At 65.9% G+C, this 22,777-nt stretch carries 18 protein-coding genes and 2 tRNA genes; 6 read left to right on the top strand and 14 right to left on the bottom strand.

From position 1 onward, the window contains the following. Window positions 1-5: 5 nt before the first annotated feature. From murB to G7079_RS09530, 5 genes are all read right to left on the bottom strand, one after another. A complete protein-coding gene (gene murB, locus G7079_RS09550) occupies window positions 6-1,049 on the bottom strand; it encodes a UDP-N-acetylmuramate dehydrogenase (RefSeq protein WP_166057087.1) in 1,044 nt (347 codons plus the stop codon). Beyond that, the gene (locus tag G7079_RS09545; RefSeq protein ID WP_166057086.1) at window positions 1,046-2,101 is read right to left on the bottom strand and encodes a quinone-dependent dihydroorotate dehydrogenase; all 1,056 of its coding nucleotides are present in this window, start codon (window positions 2,099-2,101) and stop codon (window positions 1,046-1,048) included. The genes murB and G7079_RS09545 overlap by 4 nt, the downstream gene beginning before the upstream one ends. Window positions 2,102-2,117: 16 nt before the next feature. Next, a complete protein-coding gene (locus G7079_RS09540; protein ID WP_166057085.1) occupies window positions 2,118-2,405 on the bottom strand; it encodes a DUF4190 domain-containing protein in 288 nt (95 codons plus the stop codon). Window positions 2,406-2,419: 14 nt separating this feature from the next. Then, entirely contained in the window at window positions 2,420-3,952 is a 1,533-nt protein-coding gene (locus G7079_RS09535) for an aldehyde dehydrogenase family protein (protein ID WP_166057084.1), read from the bottom strand. A gap of 30 nt (window positions 3,953-3,982) precedes the next feature. Then, window positions 3,983-4,059 (bottom strand) — tRNA-Arg (locus G7079_RS09530). Between the two features lie 260 nt (window positions 4,060-4,319). Here G7079_RS09530 and G7079_RS09525 point away from each other — a divergent pair. After that, the gene (locus G7079_RS09525) at window positions 4,320-6,197 is read left to right on the top strand and encodes a beta-galactosidase family protein (protein ID WP_166057083.1); all 1,878 of its coding nucleotides are present in this window, start codon (window positions 4,320-4,322) and stop codon (window positions 6,195-6,197) included. 34 nt (window positions 6,198-6,231) lie between these two features. On the opposite strand, the gene thrC is transcribed toward G7079_RS09525, so the two are convergent. From thrC to G7079_RS09490, 7 genes are all read right to left on the bottom strand, one after another. Then, window positions 6,232-7,530 (bottom strand): threonine synthase, encoded by a 1,299-nt coding sequence (thrC, locus tag G7079_RS09520; RefSeq protein ID WP_166057082.1) that lies wholly within the window; start codon window positions 7,528-7,530, stop codon window positions 6,232-6,234. Next, window positions 7,527-8,450 carry a homoserine kinase gene (locus tag G7079_RS09515; RefSeq protein ID WP_240906161.1) on the bottom strand — a complete coding sequence of 308 codons (924 nt, stop codon included), beginning with the start codon at window positions 8,448-8,450 and terminating at the stop codon, window positions 7,527-7,529. The genes thrC and G7079_RS09515 overlap by 4 nt, the downstream gene beginning before the upstream one ends. Beyond that, the gene (gene thrA / locus G7079_RS09510) at window positions 8,447-10,885 is read right to left on the bottom strand and encodes a bifunctional aspartate kinase/homoserine dehydrogenase I (protein WP_240906283.1); all 2,439 of its coding nucleotides are present in this window, start codon (window positions 10,883-10,885) and stop codon (window positions 8,447-8,449) included. The genes G7079_RS09515 and thrA overlap by 4 nt, the downstream gene beginning before the upstream one ends. Window positions 10,886-11,145: 260 nt before the next feature. Further along, window positions 11,146-12,399, bottom strand: coding sequence for a dicarboxylate/amino acid:cation symporter (locus G7079_RS09505; RefSeq protein ID WP_166057080.1), 1,254 nt, complete (start codon window positions 12,397-12,399; stop codon window positions 11,146-11,148). Continuing rightward, entirely contained in the window at window positions 12,396-13,163 is a 768-nt protein-coding gene (locus tag G7079_RS09500; protein WP_240906160.1) for a L,D-transpeptidase family protein, read from the bottom strand. Before G7079_RS09500 ends, G7079_RS09505 begins: the two co-directional genes overlap by 4 nt. Window positions 13,164-13,245: 82 nt before the next feature. Beyond that, window positions 13,246-14,352, bottom strand: a complete 1,107-nt coding sequence (locus G7079_RS09495; RefSeq protein WP_166057079.1) for a dipeptide epimerase — start codon at window positions 14,350-14,352, stop codon at window positions 13,246-13,248. After that, the gene (locus G7079_RS09490) at window positions 14,349-15,725 is read right to left on the bottom strand and encodes an SH3 domain-containing protein (protein WP_240906159.1); all 1,377 of its coding nucleotides are present in this window, start codon (window positions 15,723-15,725) and stop codon (window positions 14,349-14,351) included. Before G7079_RS09490 ends, G7079_RS09495 begins: the two co-directional genes overlap by 4 nt. Window positions 15,726-15,870: 145 nt before the next feature. Here G7079_RS09490 and G7079_RS09485 point away from each other — a divergent pair, with 145 nt between their 5' ends. Both G7079_RS09485 and G7079_RS09480 read left to right on the top strand, forming a co-directional pair. Continuing rightward, window positions 15,871-17,448: a serine hydrolase gene (locus G7079_RS09485; protein ID WP_240906158.1), complete on the top strand. Its 1,578-nt coding sequence runs from the start codon at window positions 15,871-15,873 to the stop codon at window positions 17,446-17,448. Window positions 17,449-17,458: 10 nt separating this feature from the next. Beyond that, a complete protein-coding gene (locus G7079_RS09480) occupies window positions 17,459-18,163 on the top strand; it encodes a M15 family metallopeptidase (RefSeq protein ID WP_240906157.1) in 705 nt (234 codons plus the stop codon). Window positions 18,164-18,206: 43 nt separating this feature from the next. Here G7079_RS09480 and G7079_RS09475 read toward each other — a convergent pair. Both G7079_RS09475 and rnd read right to left on the bottom strand, forming a co-directional pair. Further along, a tRNA-Ala gene (locus G7079_RS09475) sits at window positions 18,207-18,282 on the bottom strand. Between the two features lie 19 nt (window positions 18,283-18,301). After that, window positions 18,302-19,411, bottom strand: a complete 1,110-nt coding sequence (gene rnd / locus G7079_RS09470; protein ID WP_166057077.1) for a ribonuclease D — start codon at window positions 19,409-19,411, stop codon at window positions 18,302-18,304. Window positions 19,412-19,481: 70 nt separating this feature from the next. Between rnd and G7079_RS09465 the strand changes: the two genes are divergently transcribed. From G7079_RS09465 to G7079_RS09455, 3 genes are all read left to right on the top strand, one after another. Further along, complete coding sequence (locus G7079_RS09465) at window positions 19,482-21,314, top strand: formylglycine-generating enzyme family protein (protein WP_240906156.1); 1,833 nt, start codon at window positions 19,482-19,484, stop codon at window positions 21,312-21,314. Between the two features lie 54 nt (window positions 21,315-21,368). After that, a complete protein-coding gene (locus tag G7079_RS09460; protein WP_166057075.1) occupies window positions 21,369-22,283 on the top strand; it encodes a M48 family metallopeptidase in 915 nt (304 codons plus the stop codon). Between the two features lie 171 nt (window positions 22,284-22,454). Then, window positions 22,455-22,769: a YerC/YecD family TrpR-related protein gene (locus G7079_RS09455; RefSeq protein WP_166057074.1), complete on the top strand. Its 315-nt coding sequence runs from the start codon at window positions 22,455-22,457 to the stop codon at window positions 22,767-22,769. Window positions 22,770-22,777 lie beyond the last annotated feature (8 nt).

Genomic DNA, 22,777 nt, shown 5'->3' with positions numbered 1-22,777 from the left:
GATGCTCACCAGGTGGCGCCAATGATGCGCGGCTCTGGTTCGATCGCCACGCCGAAGCGCTGCTGCACCGAAGCGGCGATGCGGCGGGCCAGGTCCAGCAATTGCGCGCCCGTGGCTTGGCCATGGTTGACCAGCACCAGCGCATGCGCGTCGGAGACGCCGGCATCGCCTTCGCGATGGCCCTTCCAGCCGCATTGGTCGATCAGCCAAGCTGCCGACAGTTTTCGGGTGTCGTCGCTACTGCCGCGGAACATCGGCATCTTGGCGTTATCGGCGAATAGTGCTTCGGCTTGCGCCATCGGCACGATGGGGTTCTTGAAGAAACTGCCGGCATTGCCCAGCAGCGCCGGATCAGGCAACTTGCGTTGGCGGATGCGGATGACGGCTTCGGCCACTTGCGAGGCGCGCGGCGTGCCGTCGATTCCCATCGCCTGCAATTCCTCGCCGATGCCGGCGTAGTCCAGCTTCAGTGCCGGCGTGCGCGATAGCGCGAATTCCACCGCAGTGACGATGTAGCGTTCCGGATCGTGCTTGAACAGCGAATCGCGGTAGGCGAAGGCGCAGTCGGCGGCATCGAAGCGCACGAAGCCGCCGTTGCGACGGTCGAAGGCCTTAACGGCATGGATGTGATCGCGCACTTCAACGCCGTAAGCGCCGATGTTCTGGATCGGCGCGGCGCCAACGGTGCCCGGGATCAACGAAAGATTCTCGAGGCCGCACAGGCCATGGCCCAGCGTCCACAGCACGAAGTCGTGCCAGACCACGCCGGCATCGGCGCGGACGATGGCGATGTTTCCATCGTCTTCGATGGTCTCGATGCGCTGTGCGGTCAGCGACAGCGCTGCACCGGGTAGGTCGCCTGCGAACAGCAGGTTGCTGCCGCCACCGAGCACCAGCACCGGGCCGTCGCGCAGCATGGCGTAACCGAACAGTTCCGGCAGCGCGGCGACATCCGCCACTTCGACCAGCATCGGTGCGACGGCGGGTACGCCGAAGGTATTGCGCGCGTCGAGGCGCGCATTCTCCACGATGCGGTAGGTGCCGCTCATCCGGGCGGCAAGGTCCCGCGGCTCGGTGCTTCCTTGCGGCGGCGCAGCGCTTCTACGCACTCGCCGATCAGCGCAGGACCGCGATAGATCAAGCCGGTATACATCTGCACCAGGCTCGCGCCAGCGGCCTGCTTGGTCGCGGCATCGGCGCCATGCAGGATGCCGCCTACGCCGATCAGCGGGATCGCTTCCGGCAGGCGCGTGCGCAGCATGCGCAGCACCGCGGTGGACTTGCCCATCAATGGTGCGCCGGACAGGCCGCCGACTTCATCGGCGAAACGCGCGCCTTCCACGCCTTCGCGGGCAATGGTGGTATTGCCGGCGATCACGCCATCGACGCCAAGGTCACCGAGCACGCGGCCGGCGGCCTCGATGTCGCTTTCGCTGAGGTCGGGCGCGATCTTCACCAGCATCGGCACCCGCTTGCCGTGCTGTGCACCGAATTTTTCCTGCGCTTCGCGCAGAGTGCCGACTAGCCGTCGCAGCGCCTGCTCTTCCTGCAACTCGCGCAGGCCGGCAGTGTTCGGCGATGAGATGTTCACCGTGATGTAGTCGGCCAACGGATACACGCGTTCCAGGCAGAACAGGTAATCGGATTCCGCCGATTCGTTCGGCGTGTCCTTGTTCTTGCCGATATTGATGCCGAGCAGGGCGCGGTCGCGACGCGCGCGTTCGACATTGCGTACCAGCGCGTCCACGCCCTCGTTGTTGAAGCCCAGGCGATTGATGACCGCTTGCTGCTCCGGCAGGCGGAACATGCGTGGCTTCGGGTTGCCGGGTTGCGGGCGCGGGGTAGTGGTGCCGATCTCGATGAAGCCGAAGCCCAATGCCATCAAGGCATCGATATGCGCGCCGTTCTTGTCCAGCCCGGCGGCAAGGCCGACCGGGTTCTGGAAAGTCAGCCCGAATGCCTTGGTCGGCAACGGCTTGGGCGTGGTTGCCAGCAGCGGGTTCAGGCCGCTGCGGTAGGCAGCCTCCATCGACGCCAGGCCGAGGCCGTGCGCGCGCTCGGCATCGAAGGCGAACAGGAAGGGGCGGGCGAGTCCGTACAAGCCGTCAGTGTCCCGGTTACTGCCCGAACATCGCCGCGAACCAGACCAGTCCGCCGAAGAACAGGAAGATCGCAGCCACGAACAGCACCCCGAGTGCGATCGACAGGTAGCCCAGTACCAGCCCGGCGACCGCCAGGCCATCGCCATCCAGGCGGTCTGGCTCACGACGGATTTCACTGCGCGCCAGGTGGCCGAGGATGACCGCGCCGATGCTGCCCAGGAAGGGCAGCAGGCTCCAGCCGAGCACGCCGGAAATCAGGCTGAGGATCGCAAGCGTGCTGGTCTGTCGAATGTTGGCGTTCATCGATGGGTTACTGGTTACAGGTCGAACTTGATGCCCTGCGCCAGCGGCAGTGCGTCGGAGTAGTTGATGGTATTGGTTTGCCGGCGCATATAGGCCTTCCACGCATCGGAGCCGGATTCGCGGCCACCGCCGGTTTCCTTCTCGCCACCGAACGCGCCACCGATCTCCGCACCGCTGGTGCCGATATTGACGTTGGCGATGCCGCAATCGGAACCGCTGGCGGCCAGGAAGGCTTCCGCGCGCTTGAGGTTGGTGGTGAAGATCGAGGACGACAGGCCCTGCGGCACGGCGTTCTGCATGTCGATGGCTTCGTCGAGCTCGCGGTACTTCATCACGTACAGGATCGGCGCGAAGGTCTCGTGCTGGACGATCTCGGCATCGTTGGTCAGGCCGGTGACGATGGCCGGCAACACGAAGTTGCCCGGGCGGTCGATCGCTTCGCCGCCGGTCTCGACCTTGCCGCCCGCGGCCTTGGCCTTGGCGATGGAGTCGAGGTAGGCGTCCACGCCGTCCTTGCTGTTGAGCGGGCCCATCAGGTTGGTCGGGTCGGTGGGATCGCCGATCTTCTTCTCGACCTGCTTGTACGCGGCGATCAGCTTGGCCAGCACGTCGTCGTAGACGGATTCGTGCACGATCAGGCGGCGGGTGGTGGTGCAGCGCTGGCCGGCGGTGCCGACCGCGCCGAACGCGATGGCCGGGATCGCCAGCTTCAGGTCGGCGGTTTCATCGACGATGATCGCGTTGTTGCCGCCCAGTTCCAGCAGGCTGCGGCCCATGCGGCGCGCGCAACGCTCGCCGACCGTGCGGCCAACCTTGGTGCTGCCGGTGAAGCTGATCAGCGGGATGCGCTTGTCGTCGACGAACTCGGAGGCGAGCTCGGTGCCGGCATCGTTGAACAGGAAGAAGATGTCCGGGAAGCCGCCCTTGCGCAGCGCTTCGTTGCAGATCTTCATCGAGGCGATGGCGGACAGCGGGGTCTTCGGCGACGGCTTCCAGATGCTGATGTCGCCGCAGATCGCCGCGACGAACGAGTTCCACGCCCACACCGCGACCGGGAAGTTGAACGCGCTGATGATCCCGACGATGCCGATCGGGTGCCACTGCTCGTACATGCGGTGACCCGGGCGTTCGGAATGCATGGTCAGGCCGTACAGCTGGCGCGACAGGCCCACGGCGAATTCGCCGATATCGATCATTTCCTGCACTTCGCCATCGCCTTCCGGCTTGGACTTGCCCATTTCCAGCGCGACCAGCGAACCCAGCGCGTCCTTGTGCGCGCGCAACGCATCGGCGCACAGGCGGATCGCCTCGCCACGGCGCGGCGCCGGAGTGGTGCGCCACACCTTGAACGCGGCCTGGGCGCGCTCGACGATGGTGTCGTAGTCGGCCTTGGAGGACGCATGCACGCGGCCCAGCACCTCGCCGGTGGTCGGATTGATCGGCTCGATCACGCCGGCATCGCTGGTCTTCGACCATTCGCCATTGCCGAGGTAGGTGCCGGATTCAACGGCCGAAAGGCCGAGCGCGGTGAGGACGGGGTGCGACATGGGGAACTCCAGATACGAAAGGCGTGTTGGTGGTGACCCCGGCGCGATTCGAACGCACGACCTGTCCCTTAGGAGGGGACCGCTCTATCCAGCTGAGCTACGGGGCCACAAGCCCGCAATTATCGCAGCCGGTCACGCTTTCGGCCAATGCGACCGGCGGATTGGCGATTCGCCCGGTCGTTCTTGGCGGAATGCCCGCTCGGGTCAGGGGCTTCTGAGCAGATCGCAGAGGGCTGGCTGATTGGCCAGCGGTCGCATACGCGCGGATCCCGATCAGTTTCGAAAGATATCGCGCACGGCTCTTTGCCGACAGCGCGGCCTTGTCCCGATATTCTCCTGAGCGCTCATCCGCCAGGAGAAACGCCCGATGCATCGTCGTTGGTTGACCGCCATCCTCTTGGCCGTGGCGCTATCGGGCCCGGCACTTGCCGCCGCACCGCAGAGTTTCGCCATCGAAGGCCGGCACTTCCTGCGCGACGGCAAGCCGCACGTGATCCGTTCCGGCGAGATCCATTACCCGCGCGTGCCGCGTGCGTACTGGCGCGATCGCATGCAGAAGGCGCGCGCGATGGGCTTGAACACGATCCAGACCTATGTGTTCTGGAACCTGCACGAACCCGAGCCCGGCAAGTTCGATTTCAGCGGCAACCTGGACATCGCCGAATTCGTCCGCATCGCCGGCGAGGAAGGCCTGGACGTGATCGTGCGCCCGGGGCCGTACATCTGCACGGAATTGGATTTCGGCGGATTTCCTGCATGGTTGTTGCGCACGCCGGGCCTGCGCGTGCGCAGCATGGACTCGCGCTTCATCGCGGCCAGTGCGCGCTACATGCAGCGCGTCGGCCAGGAGCTCGCGCCGCTGATGGTGACTCGCGGCGGCCCGATCGTGATGGCCCAGGTCGAGAACGAATACGGATCGTTCGGTCGTGACCGCGACTACATGCAGGCGATCAAGCAGCAAATGCTGGACGCCGGTTTCGACATCCCGCTGTTCACCGCGGATGGTGCCGGCCCCAGCTATTTCGAAGGTGGCCCGATGCCGGGCGTGACTGCGGTCATCAACTTCGGTGGTGGCCTCAAGGACACGCAGGACTCGTTCGCGGAACTCGAGAAATTCCGTCCAGGTGGCCCGCGCATGGTCGGCGAATACTGGGCGGGTTGGTTCGACCATTGGGGCGAAACGCACCACGTCACCGATCCGGAGGAAGAAGCGAAGGCACTGGACTGGATGCTGAGCAACGACATCTCCTTCAGCCTGTACATGTGGCACGGCGGCACCAGCTTCGGCTGGCAGCCGGGTGCCAATGGCGGAGGCGCGTCGACGCCGTACCAGCCGGACACCACCAGCTACGACTACGACGGCGCGCTGGACGAAGCCGGCGGCATCACCAGGAAGTACCGCTTGTTCCGCGAGGTCATCGCCAAGCATCTGGCGCCGGGCGAAACCCTGCCGGAGATTCCGCAAAGCGCATCACCCATCGCGGTGCCGCGGTTTGCGTTGACCGAATCGGTCACGCTGCGCGACGCATTGCCACGGCTCGGCAAACCGCAGACGCATTACTTCCCGCGCAGCATGGAAGACCTCGGCCAGAACTACGGCTTCGTGCTGTACCGCAAGCGCCTGGATGCCGCCGCGAAGGGCAAGCTCGACATCAACGAAGTACGCGACTACGCCACGGTGATGGCGAACGGCAAGGTCATCGGCACGTTGGATCGCCGCTTCGGCGAGCGTGGCTTCGAGACCGACATCGCCGCCGGCACCACCCTGGATGTGCTGGTCGAGAACATGGGTCGGATCAATTTCGGCAGCAAGCTGGTCGACGAATACAAGGGCATCACCCGCTCGGTGCGGATCGGCGACGAACAACTGAACGATTGGACGATGTACCCGCTGCCGCTGGACGACCTGTCCGCACTGCAATTCCGCAAGGATGCGTCGGCGGCCACGCAACCGGTGTTCCGCCGTGGCCATTTCGCGTTGAAGAACGTCGGCGACACCTTCCTGGACACGCGCGAACTCGGCAAGGGCCATGTCTGGGTCAACGGCCATCACCTGGGCCGCTACTGGCAGATCGGCCCACAACAGACCCTCTACGTCCCCGGTGTCTGGCTGAAGCCGGGCCGCAACGAAGTGGTGGTGCTGGAAGTCGAAGGCGGCAGCGGTCGTTCGCTGCAAGGCCTGACCGCGCCGGTATTTTCCAATCCGCCCAATGCGGACAAGCCAAAGTCAGCGGCATCACCCTGAAGCAAGCGATGGCGACCGGCCACCCAATGGCCGGTCAATCGTGCAATATGGCTCGCAGTGCGCCGGCATCATCGGCCAGCGCTTGCGCGTGGCTGGGCCGTTCCAGCATCGCCGCCAAGGCCGGCGGCAGCGGCACCTCGCGGCCGATCAGCGGTTCCACCACCTCCGGGAACTTGGCCGGATGCGCGGTCGAGACCACCGCCCAGTCGCCCTCCACGCCCTCCACGCCCTCCGCGCGCAGTCGCTGCAGCACCCGCACCGCGCAGGCGGTGTGCGGGCAGATGGTTTCGCCGTGGCGCTGGAATGCATCGACGATGGTGTCGCGGATCTCGTCGTCGTCCACCGATTCGGCCGACAGCTGCGTGCGCAACGCCGTGGCGTCGGGTTCCAGCCATTGCAGGCGTTCGAAGTTGTTCGGTGCGCCCACGTCCATCGCATTCGCCAAGGTGGACAGGCTGGATTGCGGCGCGTAGTCGTCACCTGCGAAGAATTTCGCCAGCACATCGTTGGCATTGTTCGCCAGCACGATGCGGCCGATGGGCAGGCTCATGCGCCGGGCCAGGAAACAGGCCATCGCATTGCCCAGGTTGCCGGTGGGCACCACGAAATTCAGCGATCGACCGGTGGCGCGCGAATGCGCCAGCGATGCGTGCGCGTAATAGGCCATCTGCGGCAGCAGCCGGCCCAGGCTGATGCTGTTGGCCGAGCCCAGCGGCACCTCCTGCTTGAACGCGGCATCGGACAGCAGGGTCTTCACCAGTCGCTGGCAGTCGTCGAAGCTGCCGGCCACGCGGAACGCGCGCACGTTGTCGCCGAAGCAACCCAGCTGGTGAGCCTGCCGCGGAGACACGCGGCCATCCGGATACAGGATCGCCACGCGCACGCCGGGTTTGCGATGGAAGGCGGCACCGACCGCGGCGCCGGTATCGCCGGAGGTCGCCACAATGATCGTCAACGGTTTGTTGCCACGCGGGAGTGCGGCCAGCGCCGCCGCCAGGAAGCCCGCGCCGTAATCCTTGAATGCGGCGGTGGCGCCGTGGAACAGCTCGAGGATGAAGTCGCCCGACTCGCCGAACGCACGCAGCGGCGGTTCGATGGCGAAGGCGGTGTCGCAGATCGCGTCGAGTTCGCGTTCCAGCGCATCGCCCGCGAAGAATGGCTGAAGCAGGTGCTTGGCGACTTGCGCCAGCGTCGCATCGTCATCGAAATCCGTTGGTGCGAACGTCGGCAGCGATTCAGGCATGTACAGGCCGCCATCCGGCGCGAGGCCGGCGGCGATGGCATCGCTGATCGAAGCGGGTGGGGCGACGCCGCGCGTGCTCAACATCCTCATGCGATCACCGCCGCAGCCGGGCCGGCGATGGGCGTGAGGTGCACGTCGCTGTCGAAACCGGCCTGCGCGAATGCAGCAGCCATGCCTGTGGCGGCGCGTTCGGCGTCGGCGCGCGATTCGCACCAGGCGAAGACGCTGGGGCCTGCACCGGAAATGCTGGCGCCCATCGCGCCGGCGTCCAGTGCTGCGCGCTTCACCGCGTCGAAACCGACGATCAGCGGCGCGCGGCGCGGCTCTACCAGCAAATCATCAAGCCCGGCGCGTACCAGCGAGGCATCGCCGCGCTCGCAGCCCAGCAGCACCTGTGCGAGTTGTGCACTCTGCGCGACGAATTCGCCCAATGCGTAATGGCCGGCGAGTGCCGCACGCGCCTGCCGGGTTTCCAGCACCGCATGCGGGTGCACGACGGCAGCGTGCCACTCGCTTGGCACATGGATTTTCGTCAGGCGTTCGGCGGTGGCCAGCACCAGGCCGCCCAGCAGCATCGGCCCGACGTTGTCGCCATGCTTGCCGCCGCTGGCGACGGCTTCGCCGTTGAGTGCGTGCGGATACAAGTCTTCGGCGGAGAGTGGCGCATCGAGTAATGCGTTTGCCGCGACCAGCGCCGCCACGCACGATGCGGCCGAACCGCCCAGCCCGGAGCCGAGCGGAATGCCCTTGTCGATTTCGATCTCGAAGCCGAACGGCAAGGCCAGCGCGTCGCGCAACGAGATCAACGCCATGCCGGCGGTATTGCACTCCGCTTCAAGTGGCAGGTCGGTGACGGTACCGCGGATCGCGCTGATGCGGACGGTCGGTTCATCGATGCGGCGCACCGTGGCGGTATCGCCGATGCCGGCGATGCTGTGGCCGATGATGTCGAAGCCGACGCCGATATTGCCCACCGAGCCTGGCGAGAAGGCTTTGACGATACGAATCACAAGCGCGCTCCCAACGCGGCGGACAGGCGCAGCAAGTCGGAGAACACGCCGGCCGCGGTCACTTCCGGGCCCGCGCCGGGGCCTTGCACGATCAACGGGTTGTCGCAGTAGCGGCGGGTGGTGAATTGCACGCAGTTGTCGGTCAGTCGCAGGTGGGCGAAGGCATGGTCGTTCGGCAGTTCCAGCAACGCAACCTTTGCGCTGCCGTCGGCTTGCAGGCGCGCCACGTAGCGCAACACGCAGCCGCGTTCGCGCGCGGCCTGCAGGCGCTGCAGCATTGGCGCGTCCAGCGATTCCAGCCCGGCCATGAAGCCGTCGCGATCGGCATCGCGCAGGGCCTCCGGCACCAGGCTTTCCACTTCGACATCGGAAAGCGACAGCGGCATGCCGGCTTCGCGGGCGAGGATGGTCAGCTTGCGCGCCACGTCCATGCCGGACAGGTCGTCGCGCGGATCGGGTTCGGTATAGCCCAGTGCATGCGCCTCGCGCACAAGTTCGGAGAACGGCGCGCTGCCGTCGAACTTGTTGAACAGCCAGGCCAGGGTGCCGGAGAAGATGCCGTCGATGGCGATCAGTTCGTCGCCGGTATCCAGCAGGTCGCGCAGGGTGGAGATCACCGGCAGGCCGGCGCCGACCGTGGCTTCGTAGCGGAAGCGCGCACCACTGTGCGCACGCGCGGCGCGGATGGATTCGTAGCGTTCCAGCGGGCCCGCGCCGGCCTGCTTGTTTGGGGTGATCACGTGGATGCCGGCCGCCAACCACTGCGGATAGTGTTCGGCCACCGCGCTGCTGGCGCTGCAATCGATGATCGCGGCGTGCGGCATGTGGGTGTCCAGCAAATGGCTGGCGATGGCGGACAGATCGGTGGCAGTGGGGGCTTCATTCATGCGCGTGCGCCAGTCCTTGCTGTCGCGATGCTCGCTCAGCCACAGCTTGCTGCTGGTGGCGAGCGCGCGCAGGCGCAGGTCGATATTGGCTTCGCTGCGCAGGCGCGGTAACGCGGCCTGCAGCTGGTCGAGCAGGGCGGCGCCGACCTTGCCCGGGCCGATCACCGCCAGTGCCACCGTCTGCGGCGACAACCAGAACGCGGCGTGTGCAGCACGCAGGGCGCGGGTCTGGTCTTCGGCGGCGATGGCGACGGAAATGTTGCGTTCGGACGCACCCTGGGCAATCGCACGGATGTTCACCCGTGCCCGCGCCAACGCGCCGAACAGCTGCGCGGCGATGCCCGGCGTGCCGGCCATGCCGTCGCCGACCGCGGCCAGCACGCTGATGCCGGGCACCACCTGCACGCCCTGCACCTGTGCGGAAGCGAGTTCGCGCGCGAATTCGTCCAACAGTACGTCGCGCGCGGCGGAGGCGTCGTTTTCGCGTACCACCGAGCAGATCGAATGCTCGGATGAGCCCTGCGAGATCATCACCACCGAGATTCGTGTCGCATGCAACGCGGCGAACACGCGCTCGGCGGTGCCGGGCACGCCGATCAGGCCGGCGCCTTCCAGGCTGACCAGAGCGAGATCCGTGTTCAGCGTGAGGCCTTTGACCGGGCCGCCGGCGCCACCATTGGCATCGATCCGCGTGCCCGCGAAATCGGGATTGAAGGTATTGCGCATCAGGATCGGCAGGCCGCGTGCGATGGCCGGGGTCATCGTCTGTGGATGGATCACTTTCGCGCCGAAATAGGCCAGTTCGCAGGCTTCCTGGTAGCTCATCGCGGTCAGCGAGACCGCTTCCGGCACCAATCGCGGATCGGCGGACAGCACGCCATCGACGTCCGACCAGATGTGCAGTTCGTCGGCATCGAACAGGGCGGCGAAGATCGCCGCGGAGAAATCGCTGCCGTTGCGGCCCAGCACCGTCGGCAGACCGTCCTTGCCGCCGGCGACGAAGCCGGTGGCCACCGCGCGCGTTTGTGGGTGCGCCTGCCGCCATGCGGAAAGTCGCTGTGCGCTCGCGTCCCAATCGACGATGACGCCGAGTTCGCCGGGCTGCACCACCAGCACCTCGCGCGCATCCAGCAGGGCGTAATCGCCGCCGCGTTCGCGCAGGTGCGCCTGCAACAGGCGCGAGGACAGCACCTCGCCCATGCCCTGGATGCGTTCGAAGGCGGCGCGCCCGGGTTGCCGCAGCAGGCCAACCGCGCGCAGAAGTTCGGCCAGTTGCGCGAACTGCGTTGCAAGCCAATCTTGCGTTTCTACCGGGGCATCAAGCAGCGCGTTTGCGGCATCCAGATGTCGTTGCTGCAAGCTGTCCAACGCGGGTTGCCAGTCGGCGCCCTCGGCTGCGGCATTGGCGATGCCGATCAATGCATCGGTCACGCCCTGCATCGCCGACACCACCACGACTTGCCGTGGATCGTCGGACTCCAGCATCAGTCCGGCGACATGGCGAATGCGCCCGGCATCCGCCAGCGAACTGCCGCCGAACTTGTGCACGCGGCACTGCACGGCGGGCTGTTTGGATGGTTCTGAATCGTCCCGCGCGGGCAAAGCGTTCATCGTGGCTCCTGTGGAGCCCCGCATCGCGTCAGGAAGGGGGTCTGCGCCCCGTCTCTGTTCGAGTGCGGGGCGGTGTACGTGGAAGACTTATCCAGGCATGACCGACCGCACCGGCGTGGTACCGGTACCGGTAATGGTCGTGGTGGTGGTCAGGCGGCGGGACATGGCTCGACTGTGCTGCAGTGCAACGAAGGCTGTCAAGCAGTGGTCTCGCCTGAAACCGTTTCGTTGCCCGTGCTGCGCGATGCGACCAGCGCATTCGCGGTCATGTCGCCAGTGACATTGCCCACGGTGGCCAGCACGTCCGGGATCGCGTCCACTGCCATTAGCACCGGCAATGGCGCGATCGGCAGACCCATCGCCTGCGTGACCGGCAGGTTGGTGGCGATGAAGATCGCCTGGCCGGGCAGGCCGACTGAGCCCATGCTGACCAGCACCGACAGGGCAACGCCGGTGGCGAGCTGCGCGGCGGTCAGGTCGATGCCCATCGCCCAGGCGATGAAGCTGGCGCTGGCGATGTACTGGATCGGCGAGGTGATGCGGAACAGCGACACCGCCATCGGCAGCACCAATCCCGATACCGATTGCGGGAAGCCGAGCCGGCGTTCCGAGCTTTCCAGCATCGCCGGCAAGGTGGCCAAAGAGGACTGCGTGCTGGCCGCGACTGCCTGTACCGGCGCCAGCCCTGACATGAAATGCCCCAGGCGCTGGCGGCCTGCGATCACCGCCAAGCCGATCAACAGCACCGTCGCCAGCAGGTACAGCGCGCATTCGAGCAGGATGTAGATGCCCAGCGCCTGCAGCATGCCGATGCCGGAACGCGCGGTCAGCGCCAGCACCAGCGCGAAGATCCCGACCGGTGCCACCCACAGCACCCAGCGCACGATCACGATCATCGCGTCGCTGATCGCCTGGAAGAAGCCGACCACTTGCGCGCGCCGAGTGGGTTCGATGCGGGTGAGGGCGAAGCCGAAGAACAGCGCGAAAGTCACCAGCGGCAGCATCGCGCCGGCTGCGGCGGCACCCACGGCATTGCTGGGAATGATCGCGGTCAGCGCATTCGCCCAACCGCCGGTGGTCTGCGGCAGTTCGGCTTCGTGGCCGCGCAATGCGGCGGCGACGGCAGGGTCGGGTTGCAGCATCGACAACGCCAAGGGTGCCAGCACCGCAGTCATCGCCGCGGCGGCGGTCAACAGCACCAGGAAGATGATGATGGCGCGGCGCGCGACCCGGCCGGACTGGGCGACGTCGGTCGCTTGGTTGACGCCGATGATCACCAGCGACAGCACCAGCGGCACCACGGTCATCTGCAGCGCATTGATCCACAACTTGCCGAAGGGTTCGACGATGCTGGCCACCGTGTGCGCAAGCGCGGGGTCCGTCCACGCCAGCAGGATGCCGAGCACGATGCCGGCGACCAGGCCGGTGAGGACGCGTGCCGTGGTGCTCATGGGCTCACCTCCGGGAGTTTCCAGCTCGTGCGCAATTGCTGGTACTGCGCCTGCGGCAATTCCACGAACACCGGGTGCTTGCGCGCATCCAGCCAGGCAAGCAACGGCGCCATGTTGTCGGGTGCCATCGCGGTGCAACCGGCGGTGGCTTCGCCCGGCGCTTTCCACAGGTGGGCGAAGATGCAGCTGCCGCCATTGCGCACGGCGCCATCGGCGTTGTGTTCGATCACGAAGCCCTCGCGGTAGCGCTGGTCGCCATCAACATGCAGGTCGCGACGCATCGGTTCGCTGGATTTGTCGAGGAAGGGCGCCTTGACCATGCTTCGGTCGATGATCTTGTTGTAGTAGTTCGATTCCGGCACGTCGATGCACCAGTCGTTCACGCCCATGCCCTGGTAGGCCAGGCCGGTGGTCGCGGTGGGCGCGTAACCGAAAGCGGTGCCGATGGCGAACACGCCGGCCGGCGCCTTGCCATCGCCTTCGCGCTTGACCGGGCCATCGCTGCGCGCGGCATGCAGGCCGATGCCCCAGGCGGTGCCGGTGCGGCCGACGGTGACATCGAAAGCATCCCCGACCTGCCGCCAGCCATCGCCTGCGCGTTCGTAGTAACGCAGGGTGCCGGTCGGCGCATCCCAATCCGTGGTGGTCACCAGCACCAGTTGCCCGGCGTTCGCCCAGTGCGCGGCTTCGCCATTCGTGCTGGGTTGGTGTGCGCAGGCCGTGGCGAGTAGCGACAGCAACAAGGCAATGTAGCGGAACGACATGCGTATGGCTCCAGGAAACTGAGGCATGAAGATACCGGCAAGCATGCACCAGCGCAGGTTGGCGGTCACCGAGCGGCGGCTATCAGGCAAGATGCGGCGGCAGCGGTTGCAATCCTTCGATGCTACGAATGCCGAGTCCCGGGGCATCGTCGATTTCGATCGCGGCTCCGTCGAAGCGCACGTTGCCGTGCACCGGATCGAAGTGGCACAGCATCGGGACGTCCAGGTCCACCTTGCGGATCACGGTAGAGCGCGCCACTGCCAGGTGCACGGCGGCGGACACGCCGATGCTGGATTCCAGCATGCAGCCGATCATGCACTCCGTTTCGTGCCGTTCGCATACATCGGCGATTTGCAGGGCAGGGGAAATGCCGCCGGCCTTCATCAGTTTGATGTTGACGATGTCGGCTGCCCGCATGTCGATCAATCGCAGCGCTTGCTCGGCATCGAACACGCTTTCGTCCGCCATCACCGGCGTGTGCACGTGCTCGCAGACGTATTTCAGCCCGGTCAGGTCGTTCGCCTTGACCGGTTGTTCGATCAGTTCCGGTTCGATTCCCGCGGCTTCCAGCGTGCGCAGCACATGCACGGCCTGCGTTGCCGTCCAGCCCTGGTTGGCGTCCAGCCGTAGTAGCGCGTGGTTGGATACGGCGGAATGGATCGCTTTGCAGCGCGCGATGTCCTCGTCGGCATCCTTGCCCAGCTTGACCTTCAGCGCAACGAAGCCGCGTTCCACCGCATCGATGGCATCCGCCACCATCTTGTCGATGGTATCCACGCTGATGGTGATGTCGGTGGTCAGCCGGGGCGTGCCGCCACCCAGCAGTTTGTACAAGGGTTCGCCATGCAATTGCCCCCAAAGATCATGCGCTGCAATCTCGGCCGCGGCCTTCGCATTGCCGTTCCCGGCGACGGCGCCCTGGATCAGGGCGGTGACGTGGTCGAGATCGGCGATGTCCTGGCCTAGCAGGCGCGGGGCGATATGGTTGCGCAATGCAGCCACGATGGAGGAATGGGTGTCGCCGGTGATGGCTTCCGTGGCCGGTGCGCTGCCGTAGCCGACATGGTCGCTGTCGGTGTCGATCATGAAAACCACGTCCTCCACCTGTTCCACCGTGCGCAAGGCGGTCTTGAACGGCGTCCTCAGTGGCGCGCGCAGCATGCCGAAGCGGACGGCGGTGATCTTCATTGCGCGCGAGTCACCCGGACGATGTTGGTGATGCGGTCGACGTAATCGTGTTCCTTGTCGAATCGCAGGGGCAGCAGCGGTGTCAGCGACACGGCGTTCAGGTGCATCGAATACAAGGCGCCGTTGGTGTCGAGCACGCTGCCGCCATTGGTGTCGTGGATCACGTAGGGCCTGCCGTCGATGCGGCCGATGTACATCATCACGTGCCCCGGGATATAGATCAGGTCGCCGACGTCCAGCGCTTCGACTGCAGTCATGCGCGTTTCGCGCGAATCGCGAGGTTCGAAATGGGTGCGCGCGAAGACCGGACTGACCGCTTGGTCGCTGGTATTGCGCGGCAGCTGCACGCCCATGCTGCGATAGACCTCGGACACGAAACCGCTGCAGTCGCGGCCGTTGTACGAATGTCCCCAGCCGTAGCGTTCGCCGAGGAACTCGAAGGATTGGCGGATCAAGTTGGCGCGGGTCAGCGGCAGGTAATCGGCGGCGCTGTCGGCATTCTTCTGCAGCAGCGCGGGGGCGAAGCCGAGGCGGCCATCGTTGCCACGCAACGGCAGGTCGAGGATCCACGACGTGTACGGATGCTGGCCATTGACCGACTTGTCCAGCGCCACGCCGGCCAGTGGAATGCGCAGCCCCATGTCCAGCTGCAGCTCGGACAGTTGCGGCTCCTCGCGGGTGAACACGGTGCGCGGTTTGGCGCCGGTGATCACGCGATAAGGCGCACGCGCGCCATAGCCGAGCACGCTGGCCAGGTCGCCTTCGGCGATGGTCTTGGCGTCTACCCAGGCGGCATAGCGTGGGCTCACCACGAACAGCCATTGTCCGTCGGTGCTGGCATGCGCGATGAGCACCGGGTCACCCGGGAACAGCGCGCTTTCCTGGAAGCGGTCGATGTCGGTGTCGCCCTGGCTGCTGAAGACCCGCAGTGCCGTGGGGAAAGTGCGCAGTGCGGCGCGCTTGACCGTCATGCCATAGCGCGTGGCCTGGTTGGCGGGAATCGCATCCATGGCGCGGTTGGCGATGATGGCATCGAGTGCAGTTTTCGATACCGGATTGCCGGCTTCATCCCACAAGGCCTTTACAGGCCGCGATGCGAGGTCATTTATCCATCCGACCACTTGCGCGCGGTCAAGTGCCGACGGCAACGCCGCAAGGTCATGCATCGAATCGTCTTCGCGCAGCAGGCGCGCGTTGCGTGCATCGATCGTCGCGCGATCCATCAGCACGGCATCCGGCTCGCGCAGGCGGGCGATCCAGAAATCGGGCGAAAAATACGCATCCTCAACGCCGATTACCCCGCTGGCGGGCAGCACGCTCGTCCTGTCCAGGTCGCGCGCGGTACCGGGGAGTGTGGCTAGGGCGAGTGCCATCGCAAGGACGCCCAAGGCGAGAAGTGCACCCCGCCGGTATCGCTTCTCGGCCATGTCGTTCCGTTTACCCTGACGCGTCATGATGCCGATGGTACTTCGATGAGATGATCGCAGGCGAACAACTGGCCAATAACTGGAAACCCGCATGAACCACGCAGCATCGCATGCATTGCTCGCACTTGCGGTTGCTTTCGCGCCCATGGTGCAGGCGAAAGAGCCGGCATTCGGGCCGACGCCTGCCGCCATCGATGCCGCGGTGCGCGCCACCGTCGATCGTTACCAGCTGCCCGGCATCGCCGTTGGTGTGATCGAGGATGGCAAGGTGGTGTACGCGCGCGGCTATGGCGAAACTGTCGCGGGTTCCGGCGATACGGTGACCACGAAGACGCTGTTCAAGATCGCCTCCAACAGCAAGGCGATGACCTCCGCGGTGTTGGCGCGGCTGGTGCAACAAGGCAAACTGCGCTGGGACGATCCTGTGGTGAAGCACGTGCCGCAGTTCGCGATGCACGACCCATGGGTCACCCGGCACATGACCGTGAGCGACTTGCTGGTGCACAACAGCGGTCTACCCGAAGGCGGCGGCGACTTGATGCTGTGGCCCGAACCGAACCTGTTCACCCGCGACGACATCGTGCGCGGCTTGAAGCACATCAAGCCGGCCTACGGCTTCCGTTCCGGTTATGCCTACGACAACCTGCTGTACGTGGTGGCGGGGCAGGTGGCCGCCGCCGCGGGCGGTGCGTCGTACGAGGAGCTGGTACGCCGCGAACTATTCGTCCCGCTGGGGCTTGATGGCTGCCGCGTCGGTGAATTCCGGTTGGCCGATGCCGGCAGCGTGGCGCAGCCGCACACGCGCGAGGGTGGCCGCAACCTGCCCATGCGCCGCGACGGCGACACCGTGCCGGCGATCGTCTCGGCGCCGGCCGGCGGCATTCGCTGCACCCTGGACGACATGCTGGTCTGGGCCAGTAACTGGTTGGTTCCGAACGATGTGCAGATGGCGTGGCTTGGCGATGCGCAACGCGCGCAGATGTGGAAGGCGCGCACGCCGATGCCGATCTCGTCGCAGCGCAAGCGCTGGGACGATACCCATTACTACGCCTATGCCTACGGGTTTCGATTGGCCGATGCGGATGGCGCGTGGACGGTCTCGCACACCGGCACGCTGGGCGGCATGTACTCGATGATGATGCTGGTGCCGGACCGCAGGTCAGGCTTCGTGCTGATGACCAACGGCGATGGTGACCGCGCGCGCAGCGTGCTGGGCGAGGTGTTGCTCAAGATGTTCACCGCGCCGGAAAAGTCTTTGGGCGTGACCGGTTATGCCGATGAACTCGACAAGCCGTCCGTGACGACGGCTCCGGTGGTGAAGCCGAAACTGCCGGACATCGCCGCGCGCAAGCCGGTCACGGCATCGCAGCTACGCGAATGGCTCGGCACGTGGCGAGATCCGTGGTTCGGCGACGTGCGCGTATGCGCGGCGGGAGATGGCGTCGAATGGCGTTCGCTGAAGTCGCCGAAGATGCACGGCAAGATCGGCGAGCTTGACGGCCGTTACCTGCTGCGCTGGGACGATATCGCAGTGGACGAAAACGCCTGGCTGGATTTCGGTGGCACAGGCGATTCGCGCCAGTTGCGCATGGCCAAGCTCAACCCAGACGGCGATTTCAGTTCGGACTACGAAGATCTTGCCTTCGTGCGGGTAGGTGGTTGTGGCTAGGTGGCCATTGGTGCTGGCGGCGCTGCTGCTTGCGGCCATCGGCTGCACCAGCACCGCGAAGCAACCGGGGTCGGTGCTTTCGCCGGCAGCGACCATGCAGGAAGCGGACATGGTCGACATCCGCAGCCTGGTGCCGGACATCGCGCAGGACATCAAGTATTTCGGCAGCGACAACTTCGTCGGCGTGCCGGTTGATGGCTACAACGCGCCGCGTTGCTACCTCAAGCGTGAGGTCGCCGAGGCATTGGCGCGCGTCGAGCACGATCTGCGCGCGCGTCATCAGCGCCTGCGCCTCTACGATTGCTATCGCCCGGCACGCGCGGTCGCGCACTTCATGCGCTGGGCCGCCGATTCCGCGGATGTGAAGACCAAGCCCGCGCATTACCCTGGCTTCGACAAGCCGCAGCTGTTGGGCGAGTACATCGCGCCGGTCTCCGGCCACAGCCGCGGTGCGACAGTCGATCTCACGTTGTTGCAATGCAATGCGGCAGACGCCGATTGCCGGCCGCTGGACATGGGCACCGATTTCGACTTCTTCGGCACCATCGCCAATACCGATTCGCCGGACGCCAGCGAGTCGCAGCGCCTCAATCGCCACCGATTGCGCGAGGCGATGACTGCGCAAGGCTTCCGCAACTATCCGATGGAATGGTGGCACTACACCTTCCAGCCCGAACCCACGCCCGGTCTGCTGTACGACGTGCCGGTGCAGTGACCACGGAAAAAACAAAGCCGGCGCAAGGCCGGCCTTGAAATCGTGGTGGAGCGGAGGGGGATCGAACCCCTGACCTCCACGATGCGAACGTGGCGCTCTCCCAGCTGAGCTACCGCCCCACGAAGACAACGCCCCGGATTATACGGATGCCGCCGCCGGGTCGCCAGCCGTGAGCAGGGGCGTCAGGCGCGGCTGCAGGATGCAGCGCCGCCAGCCTGCCAGTGGGCCAGTCCAGCCACCACCATCCTGCAAGGCTTCCAGCAGGCGGCGTGAAGCCAACAGGCCCTCGGGCAGGCCGAGTTCCGCCGCCGCCGCGGCCACGGCTTCCTGCAATGCGCGCAACTGCTTCTTGTCGCGGTCGTCGCCACGTGCAACCGGCGCCTCGGCCTCATCCGCCAGCGGGGTGGAGATCGCCTCGAACATCGCCCCGCCCAGGCTGCGCGGCGCTTTCGGAGTGGCGTCGAGGATCGCCTGTACGTCGGCATGCGCCGCGCGCGCCGCGCGCGCGAGGGCGAACGCCAGTTCGTTGTCCAGGATCCAGCTGCGCGGGCGGTCGCTGCGACGTGCGTAGGTTTCGCGCCAGCGTAGCAGGCGCAACAAGCGCAGTTGCCCGTCACGATCGAGGAACTGCGCGCTGCGCAGCGAGAGATGCGGCCAGCGTTCGCCCTGGTCGTCGGCTACCGTGGCCAGCAGGCGCGCGCAATCCTCCTGCAGCCACCCAGTACGGTTTTGCGTGGCGAGTGTCGCGTCGAGATGCCGGTGCAAGGCATGCAGGTGGCGCACGTCATCCGCGGCGTACTCGAGTTGAGATGCGGACAATGGCCGGCGCAACCAGTCGGAGCGGGTCTCGCCCTTGGCCAGCGCCACCCCGGTGATCGCCTGCACCAGTTTCTGGTACCCCATGCCGCCGCCGACGCTGGCCAGCGCCGCTGCGATCTGGGTGTCGAACATCGGCGCCGGCAGTACGCCGCAGGCATGCTTGAACGCCACCAGATCTTCGCTGGCGCTGTGCATGATCTTCAGCACCGACGGGTTGGCCAGCAATGGCGCCAATGCGTCGCACATGCCCGGTACCAGCGGGTCGACCAGCAGGATGTCGTCTTCGGCTTCACCCAGCGCGATCTGCACCAACGCCAGTTGCGGCCAGTAGGTGCGCTCGCGGATGAATTCGGTATCCAGCCCGATGCTTTCGGGTGGGTTGGCGATGCGCGCACGCAGCGCGTCGGGGCTGTCGATCCACTGTGTCATGCGCCCATTATGCGGGCGGCGGCGGGGATGGCTTAACCTAGGCCCGCCCATTCGCCACATGGAGTGCGGTTTGCGCGCAGCTTGGCCCCTGATCATCGTCGCATCGATTGCACTTTCGGCCTGCAAGCCGCAGGCGTCGGCACAGGCGACAAAAGCGGACGCACCCGAACGCACCGGCAGCGTGAGCATCAGTGGCGGCGATGAGCTTGCGCAGGTGTTGAGCTGGTCGCTGCCGGGGGTGCCGTTGCAGGCCGACGGCGCGGCCGCCGCACGAGCCAGGGCGAAACGCGCGATGGCCGATGGCGACCTGTTCGAGACCGCCGATTCGGCGATCCCGCTGCTGTTCGCGCTGCAGGCATTGCAGCCGGATGATCCGGGCATCGCGCAATCGCTGGGAACGGCACGTACGGCCTTGATCGAGCAGGGCGATGCCGCGCTGGCGATGGGCGACGACGACATCGACGCCTTGCGTGCGGCGCAACGCCGTGGCGCGGTGCTGCGCAAGCTCTGGCCGCGACAGCCGGAGGTCGTGGCCTATCTTTCGCGGGTGGACCGCAGCGAACAGGCGTGGGATCGCAATGCGCGCGGTGAGGCGTTTCTGGCCGAGAACCAGCTAGGCGAAGACGGCGGCGGCGCTTTGGTGGCATTTCGCGCGGCACTGGAATTGCGACCGGGCCAGGCACGGGCGATGCAGGGCGTCGCAGCGGTCGAAAGCGGCCTGATCCGGCGTGCGGAAACCGCTGCGCAGCAAGGTGATTTCGATGTGGCGGGCAGGTGGTTGGCGCATGCCGAAAACGTCCGCCACCATCCGGACACGATCCCGGCCGCTCGCAATCGCATCGAGGTATTGCGCGCGGATCGGGTGCGCCGGCTTCGCGATGAAGGCCTGATCGCGCTTGGTGATGGCGATGGCCTGGATATCGCCCGCAAGCGGCTGGCCGAGATGCTGCGCATCGCAGCACCTGGCAATCCGGCCAGCATCGAACTGCGCCAGCGCATCGACCTGGTCAGCCACTACGGTCTGTTCCGCCCCGGCCAAGTGTTCACCGATGGCCTGCGAGACGGCAGCCGTGGGCCGGTGCTGGTGGTGGTGCCGCATGGTGCATTCGGCATGGGCGCGCCGGTAGGCGAGCCGGGCGCCACGCCGGCAGAGCAACCGCAACACGTGGTGCGTCTGGAACGCGGTTTCGCGATGTCACGCATGGAGGTCGCGGTTGGCGAGTTCGCCCGCTTCGTGACTGCGACCGGCTACGAACCGCGCGCTACCCAGCGCGGGCATTCAATGGCCTACGACGTGCGCAGCGGCAATTTCGTGCGCGGCAGCGGCATCGACTGGCGCTCCGGCTACGATGGCCAACCCGCCGCTGCGAACATGCCGGTGATCCATGTGACGGCCCGCGATGCCGAGGCCTACGCGGCCTGGCTGTCGGAGCAGACCGGTGCGCATTACCGCTTGCCCAGCGAGGCCGAGTTCGAATACGCCTTGCGCGCCGGCGGCAGTAGCCGCTTTCCGTGGGGTGAGGATGCGCCACCGCCTGACACCGACAACCTGACTGGTGCGCTGGATCGTTCGCCGCGCGGGTTGTCGTGGAGCAATGCCTTCGCCGGCTACGGCGATGGCTGGTGGGGGCCGGCGCCAGTGGGCAGTTTCGCGGCGAATGCATACGGTCTTCACGACGTGGCCGGCAATGTGAGCGAATGGATCGCCGATTGCTGGCACGAAGGGTATCGACGCGCCCCGGCGAACGGCTCTGCATGGGTGAACCCTGGTTGTCGCAACCGTATGTACCGTGGCGGTTCCTGGGCCAGTGCGCCGGCGCAGGATCGGTCGGCCTGGCGCGCTGCAGGCGGTACCGACGTCACCAATGCACGGGTCGGTTTCAGGCTGGTCAGGCAGTTGTAGTATCCACGTGAATTCCGCGCGCGGCGTTCCGCGCAAGCCACACAGGAGCAGGCGATGAACCAGGACCCATTCGGCAACCAGCAGTACGAGCAGCAACCGCGCCGTCGCGGTTTCAATCCACGCTTGCTGATCCTGGTGCTGTTCGCCGGCTATGCCGCGTACTACTATTTCTCCAACCGCACCACGGATCCGCTGACCGGCGAGAAGGTGCTGATCGACAAGAGCATCTCGCCCGATGACGAAAAGGCGATGGGCCTGCAGGCCTTCGAGGAAATCCTGCAGAAGGAACAACCGGTCGATCCGAACTCGCAGATCGCCCAGCAGGTGCGCGGCATCGCCCAGCGCCTGATCGCCAAGGTGCCACAGGTCACCGACGACGTCGCCGCCGAACATGGCTTGCAAGCCAACCACGTCGAGAAAACTTTCGATTGGGATGTGGCCGTGCTGAATTCCGAACAGGCCAATGCGTTTTGCCTGCCCGGCGGCAAGATGGCGGTCTACACCGGCCTGGTGCCGGTGGCGCAGAACGCCGATGCGATGGCGGTGGTGATGGGGCATGAAATCAGCCATGCCCTGCTGCGCCATGGCGCGCAACGCATGAGCCGCGGCAAGCTGGAGCAACTCGGGCAGATGGCAGGGGCGGCCAGCGGCATGGATGCCGGCACCATGCAAACCGTGATGTCCGCCTACGGCTACGGCAGCGCCTTGCCGTATGCGCGCAGCCAGGAATCGCAGGCGGACGAACTGGGCCTGATGCTGGCCGCGGCGGCCTGCTTCAACCCCCAGGAGGCCATTCCACTGTGGCAGCGCATGGACCAGATGTCGGGCGGCAACAATCCACCGGAATTTTCCTCCACCCACCCCAGCGCCGGCACGCGCATGGAGCACCTGCAAGCGCTGATGCCGAAGGCGTTGGCGTTCCGTCAGAAATATTGCGGGCAGGGCGGGGCCGGCGCTGCGACCAACTGAGCAGCACCTGGCTGATCCACGAAGGAACGGGCCGCAAGGCCCGTTCTTCGTTTGTGGCTGGTACTGCAGTGCATTCCATCCTTCAGTCCAACCCGCGCCAAGGTGGTTGACGCGGCGCAGCATTCTCGATTAATGTGTTAATGCGTTAATACATTAATCAAACAATTTGCAATGAAAAGCCGGCCCCATAACCCGCCCAAACGCCAATCCGATGCGGATTTCCGTGTTTTAGCGCTTGCACTCGCTGCGCTGGACGATCCGAAGCAGGTTGCGGCCTTCCTGCAGGACCTGTGCACGCCGGCAGAACTGGAGGCCATCTGTGACCGCTGGAAGGTGGTGCCGCACATCGTTGCGGGTGAGCCCTACCGGAACATCCACGACAAGACCGGGGTCAGCGTCACCACCATCGGCCGCGTCGCCCGCACCCTCGACCAGGGCAGTGGCGGTTACGCTGCCGCGCTTGCCGCCCAACCTTCCTCGCACTAAGGCCGCCC

The sequence above is a fragment of the Thermomonas sp. HDW16 genome (assembly GCF_011302915.1).
In the GTDB taxonomy this organism is placed as follows: domain Bacteria; phylum Pseudomonadota; class Gammaproteobacteria; order Xanthomonadales; family Xanthomonadaceae; genus Thermomonas.
The sequence above is the reverse complement of the archived record's forward strand: the minus strand, read 5'-3'. Positions and strand labels throughout refer to the sequence as shown.